This is a genomic window from Pirellulales bacterium, assembly GCA_019694455.1.
In the GTDB taxonomy this organism is placed as follows: domain Bacteria; phylum Planctomycetota; class Planctomycetia; order Pirellulales; family JAEUIK01; genus JAIBBY01.
The window spans coordinates 20,577-27,456 of the sequence record JAIBBY010000060.1 but is presented as its reverse complement, the minus strand read 5'-3'; the positions used below and the strand labels follow the sequence as shown (position 1 = coordinate 27,456).

Annotated in this window: 5 protein-coding genes; 1 reads left to right on the top strand and 4 read right to left on the bottom strand. The window is 64.3% G+C overall.

The window, feature by feature from the left end; translation table 11 throughout:
• A partial coding sequence (locus K1X71_18365) for a homocysteine S-methyltransferase family protein (protein MBX7075111.1) occupies positions 1-743 on the bottom strand: 743 nt, incomplete at its 3' end.
• Positions 744-886: 143 nt separating this feature from the next.
• Entirely contained in the window at positions 887-2,167 is a 1,281-nt protein-coding gene (locus tag K1X71_18360) for a hypothetical protein (protein ID MBX7075110.1), read from the bottom strand.
• Positions 2,168-2,437: 270 nt separating this feature from the next.
• On the opposite strand from K1X71_18360, the gene K1X71_18355 reads away from it, so the two are divergent.
• Complete coding sequence (locus K1X71_18355; protein ID MBX7075109.1) at positions 2,438-3,541, top strand: hypothetical protein; 1,104 nt, start codon at positions 2,438-2,440, stop codon at positions 3,539-3,541.
• Here K1X71_18355 and K1X71_18350 read toward each other — a convergent pair.
• Together K1X71_18350 and K1X71_18345 are read right to left on the bottom strand one after the other, a co-directional pair.
• Positions 3,498-5,714 carry a YfhO family protein gene (locus tag K1X71_18350; GenBank protein MBX7075108.1) on the bottom strand — a complete coding sequence of 739 codons (2,217 nt, stop codon included), beginning with the start codon at positions 5,712-5,714 and terminating at the stop codon, positions 3,498-3,500. The two genes, K1X71_18355 and K1X71_18350, sit on opposite strands and share 44 nt — an antisense overlap.
• A gap of 115 nt (positions 5,715-5,829) precedes the next feature.
• Positions 5,830-6,867, bottom strand: a complete 1,038-nt coding sequence (locus K1X71_18345; GenBank protein MBX7075107.1) for a DUF362 domain-containing protein — start codon at positions 6,865-6,867, stop codon at positions 5,830-5,832.
• Positions 6,868-6,880 lie beyond the last annotated feature (13 nt).

Sequence of the window (6,880 nt, the reverse complement as noted above, 5' to 3'; positions counted from 1 at the left end):
CCCACGCTCAACAGATCGGCGTGCGAAATCGAGTTCCAAAACGCCTCCAGCGTCTGGCCGGGCAGTGTGCGCCCACCGGGAAAGATCGTCACCGACGCCATCACCGGCAAGCGCACATGGTGTTCTTCAAAATATTGCGCGATGGCAAAGAGGCACGCCTTGAGGTTCAGCGTGTCGAACGCCGTCTCGGCGAGTAGAATGTCGACTCCGCCCTCCACCAGTCCCGCCACCTGCTCGGTGTAGGCCTCCACAAGCTGGTCGTAGGTCACGTTCCGCTCGCCGGGGTCGTCCACGTTCCGCGACATCGACGCTGAACGGTCGGTGGGTCCAATCGAGCCGGCCACAAAGCGCGGCCGGTCGGGCGTGCGCGCGGTCATCCAGTCGGCGGCCCGCCGCGCGCAAGCCGCGCTAGCCTGGTTCAGTTCGCGGCAATAATTCTCTAGACCATAGTTGAGCATCGACAGTCGATTGGAGTTGAACGAGTTCGTCTCGATGATGTCGGCGCCCGCCTCCAGATACTTGCGATGAATCTCCTCGATCGCCGCCGGCTGGGTGACGCAAAGCAGATCGTTGCAACCCTTCAAATCGCGGCCGTGATCCGCGAATTCTCGCCCCCGAAAGTCCGCCTCTTCGAACTTGTGCTCTTGGATCATCGTGCCCATCGCGCCATCGATGATCAAAATGCGGTCGGCCAAGAGCCGCTCCAGCAAGCTCGTCACGTCCGTTCGGTCGGCAATCGACATGGCACTCGTTCACGGGGTGAAGGGATGGGAGCGACCGCGCAAGCGGCCGCCAATTGGCGTGATTTTTGAGTATCCCAGAGTGGCCGCTCAGCGACAAGCCGGCGCTGGCGAGACAGGCCGCTATCGGCTCAGGTTCGCGCCCGCTAAGGGCAAGCGCCATTGCCCCGACACTCACTCACCAGCTTCCCTTGGGCCTCGCGCAGCTCAACGCGCGCCAGTTCCCATTCGACGACGCGGCCCACCAAGTCGCCGCGTGCTTCAAGCGCCGCCGTTTGCGCCGCTGTCACGTCGGCCAGTGTCGCTTGCGCAATACGCTGCCGCTCCACCGCGTCGGTCAAGCGCTGCTGCGCGAGCGCGACGCCTTCCTTGGCCAGCGCGATTTGCCGCGCTCGCGCCTCGATCGTGTACGCCGCCTGGCGAATCTCGTCGGCGACCGCCTCTTCGCGGTCGATGCGGTACTGCCGCAACTGGCGCCGCCGCGCCGCCGCTTCCTCCGCATCGGTCGATCCGCACAAGAGCACGCACAGCTTGGCCAGCGCGCTGCAACTCGGCGCCGCTGGCTGCATCCCCAGGATGCCGCTGATCCCCCCCAGCATCTGCCGCACCGCCGGCAGCGTCTCTTCATCCAGCGAGGCTTCGGCGTAGCGCAACAGATTCAACTCTGGTCGCAGCGCCATGCCTTCGGCGATCGCCACGTCGATGTCCACCGGGGCGGCGGTCGCCGCCAGTCGCGTCACCGGCCAAAAACGCAATCGCTCGTCGGGGCGCGACAAGCCAGTCAACTGCGCGAGCGCGGTGTTCAACTTCAATACGGCCAGGTCGTCCTCGACCACGCTATGGTTCACCGCCAACTGGCGCGAGGCGATTGCGTTGGCCTCCGGCGGCAAGGTCAGCCCGCGCCGCCGCGCCTGCTCCAGATCGCTCGCCGTCGCGCGCAGCGTGTTCCTCGTCCGCGCCAACAAATCGTGCTGCGCTTCGGCCTGCACCAGCCGGTAATACGCCTCCAGCGAGTCTCCCGCCGACTTGTTGCGCGCCTCGGCCGCGGCATAAGCCAGCAATCGGCGCATCACCGCGGCGGCCCGTTCCCCCTGGCCGCATGTGCCCGGCGGCGCCTGGATGGCCCGCCGCTCGCCATCGATCGCGTCGCCAAGCGGCGATTCAGCCACCGCCAGACACTGCGTCTCCTCAGGCGTCAGTCCGCGATATTCGACGCCATCGCCACGCCGCAATGTCAAGTCGACCACCGCGAACGCCCCAATCGCGTCGGTGTCGGGCACGATCTCGGCGCGGCCGACCGGCGGCAACGAGTCGATCGTGGGCGCGCTCGCGCGCCATCCCCCCCCGCCATGCCGGCGCAGCGCGCAGCCCCCGCTGGGCAACAGCAAAAGCAGCGCAATCGCTAAAATCGGCATCCTTGCCAACATCGTCTACGCAATCCTGCGCGCAGGGGAGAACCATAGGCTTCATCGTGGCTCTCACTCGCGTTGATCTAGCGTTTCCGAGTTGGTTTGCGCCGGTTATGCGTTTTGCTGGCGCCATGTCAGACGGTTACGCAAGACTTGTCGCCTTGTGGACGCGCGGTCGCCGTCGAGCATTCATTCGCCGCAAAGCGTGACGGCTGAGCAATGCCTGCCGAATACGACTTTGAGCTAAATTTTCGTGAATCAACAGTCTCTTCCTGACGCGGTGAACACATGCTCCAAGAAGCGCCGGCCACACCCTTCAGTCGACTGTCGCCGTGGCAAGCGCGCTCGGTGCTCGGACTGTTTGTGCTAGGGATGATCTTCTGCCTGGCGGTGAGCCTCTCTCCCATCCGCAACGACCATCGCCATCACAATCTGCCCGGCGAAGGCGATTTGGCCTTATATAAGGCCGAAGCCAACCGCGTCCGCGCCGGCGAAGGGTACTACTCCGCCATCGCCTCCGAACTGCGCGCGCGCGGCTATCCCACCCGGAGCGTCTTCAACTGGCGCTGTCCCCTGCCGGTGTGGCTCTTCGGCGCTTTGCCACAATACCTGGCGCAATCGCTCCTCTGCGCGGCGGCCCTCGCGGTCATGTATCTCGGGTTGCGATTGCTCGATCGCGAGGCGGGCACTCTGGCCTGCCTGATTGGCATGCCGCTCCTGTTCGGCGCCGTGTCCGCTTGCTTTGTGCCGCAACTGGCGTATCTCAGTGAATTGTGGGCCGGCGTGTTCATCGCGCTGTCGATTCTCGCCTATGCCAACGACCAGCGCCGGCTGGGAGTCGTCGCCGGATTGGCCGCGCAATTCTTGCGCGAACTGTCGGCCGTTTATACGATCGTCGCGATCGGCATGGCGATTCGAGACCGCCGCTGGCGCGAAGTCGCCGTATGGCTTGTCGGCCTGGCCCTGTATGCCGTTTATCTCGGCCGGCACTTCACCATCGTTCACGCCTTAATTCGCCCCGACGATCTCGCGCATGCTCAAGGCTGGGTGCGGTTCGGCGCCGCCCCGTTCGTCATCAGCACGGCCCATCTCAATTCGATATTGCTCGTCTGGCCGCAATGGATCGCCGCCGTCTACTTTGCGCTGGCGCTGCTGGGCTTCGCCGCCTGGAATTCCCCGGCCGGCACGCGCGTCGCGCTCACCATGTGCCTGTTCCTGGTGGCGTTCTCGGTGGTTGGGCAATCGTTCAATCAATACTGGGGCGCCATCTATGCCCCGCTCTTTTGCCTCGGCGCCGCCCGCGCCCCCGCGGCGCTGCGCGATCTGTGGCGCGCCAGCCGCCCGGGTGCTATCCCCGTCGGCGCCACGCCATCAGTCCAACCGACAGCGTAATCGCCATGCCCAGCGCGCTGGTGGCGGCGCCCCACATAACACTTGCCGGGCGAAACGCCAGCCGCACAGCATGACGACCGGCCGGTACGACGCAGCCCAAGTAGTCGCCGTTCACTCGCAGCGCTTCGACGCTCACGCCATCGATCGATGCTCGCCAACCCGGATGGTGGCTCTCTGTGAGCGCCAATAGTTGCGTTCCTCGGCAATCAACCATTAGCTCGATCTCGCCGGGCGTCCCATACACATCGCTGACGCTGCCCGGCTGCCCACCAGCCAAATTCACTGGCTTGTCCACCAGCGCCGTGGTCTCTAGCGCGATGTGTTCCAGGTCGCGGCGGGGGGCCTCGCTCGCTAGCGCACCGGTCACAAATCGCGCGCGTGGCATCGTGTGGGGCACCGCGTACCAATTCGCATCCACCGGTACGAGGCCGCCAATCGCGTCACTCTGTCGACATTTGGCAACCCAGCAAACTCCCCCCACGCGCAGCGCCGCCAACGATGAAAGGTCCAATCGCCGGGCAGGTTCCAAGCCGGCATACCCATCCACGCGTTCGTAACCCGCCAGCATCAAGCGATTCCCCGCGCGCGGTCGTGGCTGCTTCGCATCAAAGTAATCAAGGACGACTCGATCGCCCGGTCCCCCCGGCGGTAGTTTTTCCGCGGCCAGGTACTCCTCAAGCGACACGGTGTCCTTGAAAATCGCATAGCTGCAGCCATAGGCGCCAAGGTCGATGACCAACAGCAGCGCCATCGCCGCCAACGGCCAACGCGCCCCGCGCTCGGCCAATAGCACCAGGCCGCAAGCTACGGTCACCAACAGCGGCCCGGCCATTCGTAGCCAACCGTTGGCCAGATTTTCGTATCCCCACAACGTCGGCGCCGCCAGCGCAACGCCCATGCTGACCAGCGGCAACAGCGTCATCATCCAGCTTGTGTGATGCTCTTTCGATGGTTCGTAGGCTCGAATGGCCAGTTCGCCGTAGGCCGCCGCCGCCACAACCGCCACGCCGAGCGACACAATCGCCACATAGCGACTCGGAAAACGAAACTTGCCCACCACCGGCAGATAGGCCTGCAACTCGTAGAGCCCGCCCCATTCTCCCAGCGCCAGCAGTAATGCCACGCCAGCGACGAACGCGGCGGCCAGAGCCAGTGATCGATGTTGCCGCACGCGCGCCGGCCGCTCGACAAACCACGCGAACAGCGCCAGCGGAATCACGCCGACGTACAGCCCCAGTTCGTGGGTGTTGATTCCCACCACGCGATGCTTGAACAAATACGGACCAACCAATTGCGCCAGGTTCCACGGATGCAGCGATCCGAGCACTACCATCTCGCGGCCAATGTTCTGCCGCACCGAATGCGACAGCATGTCGAACGTCGCCAACAATTGAACCGCGCCAATCAGCGCGCCCGCCGCCAGCGCGCCGCACAGCCACCAGGCGTCGCGCAGGTCAAATCGCGCGGCTCGCCACAGATACGCGGCGAATCCCCACTCCGCCAACAGCGAAAACCATACGAACTGCGGATAGCCCAGCAACAGTTGCGATCCGGTCAACAGCGCGATGACGACCCACGCTAAGCGCCGTACTCTTATGCAGGCGGCTGTCGACATGCGATCAATCGCCCACAAAAGCCACGGCAAATGAGCCAGCACGGCAATGCCGTTGGTGTGCATGAAGTGCAGCAGATTGAAGCCGCAAAATGTGAACGCCATCGCGCCAAACAAGGCGGCGTCGCGGCGTCCCAATAGGCGAACCAGCCAAAAAAAGCTTCCCGCCAGCATCACGGGGTAGCTCAACAGCAGTTCCAGGCAATAGGCCGGCCGCAGATCGAGCAGGCCATATAGCGCCATGTGCAAGGGGTGGTAGCAGCCCACCTGACCTTCGCCGGCGATGAAGAAGCCGCCAAACAGCGCAGGCGTCCATTGCAGTAGTCGCCCCTGCGCCAACTCGTCGGCATACATTGCCCGCAGCGGTAAATGAAATCCCCCCAAGTCGTCGGCGGTGTAGACCAGCCCCGCCCAGAAGGGCAGCGCCATCACCGCCAAAAGCGCGAGCGCCAACAGCAAGTTCCACGCGCACAGATTTCGCTCCCAGCGCGCGCGCGCCGAAGAAGGCGCCACAGCTTGCGCGTCGTGCGATGTTCCGGAGATGGTCGTTGCCAGCGACATGAGGTAGGTGGGAGGTGCTAGGCGGCGTTGTCGATTGGCGAGCAATGAAACCATACGCCAGCCAGACGCATGTGCGACTTTCAATCCAACCGCTACGACCGTTGCCGACGGCGCGCTACGCCAACGCGGCGCCGGGGCAGCGGAAGTGGCTCGATGTTTTGATGCCCACGCTGGTCGCTCGCAAACCAACCGTTCCCGGCGAATCAATGATGGCGAACGGAGTGACCAGTTCTCGCAACGGTTCTCCCCGCTCTACGATCAACCGCGCGTCAATCGGCCCCAGTCGACCATCCGCCAATTGCAGGTAGCCGATGCGCTCCGGACGAAAATCCATCATCCGCGCTAGCGTCGCGTCGAGCGCCGGCAGGTTCTGGCCGACCGCGATCACGCCCAGCGACTTTGCGGTTCCCATGATCGGACCATCCCCCTCCATGCACTCAATCGCGTCCACAATGGCCAGGGTGCGTGGCAAGGTGGCGTTGATATCGACCACGGTTTCTGGAATCCCGGCGTGATGCAGCACGTTCTTGGGCCAGCCATATTTGATGCCCGGCATCACGCCGTACAAATTCTTCATCGCAGCGGTCATTCCGACCCAGTGGTGCGTCTTGAGCTTCGGCATCGAAACCACAAAATCGGCTTCGAACACTGCCCGCGGAAAGAACATCTCCTCCAAGCGGCTCAGGCCGCCGCGGTTCCTTACCGACACCACGTCGTCGTGATTCAGATCGACAAACTCCAATCGCGCATCGGCTAGCGCCTCTTGCAGGCGCGATTCGACCAGCGCCATCTCGGTGTCTTTGACGTGCCCCGGACCTTCGCCCACGCGCACGGTGGCGCCCATCTGGCGGAACACGTCCGCCGCCGCCACCACCACCAAAGGGTGCGTCGTCATTTGCGGAGCGGCCCGGTTCGGCTCGACCATGTTCGGCTTGAGCAGCACGCGCCGCCCACGAAAATCAGCCGCCGACAAACCCACCGCGCGCAACCCGTCGCGGATGACTTTTCGCAGATCGCCGTCATAGCGCTGCCCACGGGCAAGAAAAACCGGCTGCGGCGTCGTCAAGGCGCGTCGCACGTAGGGGTAGGCGGCCAGCCCCACGACCGTCGCGCCCGCGCCGGCCAATAGCGCGCGGCGCGGCAGCGGGTTCATCCCTGTGGGTCGA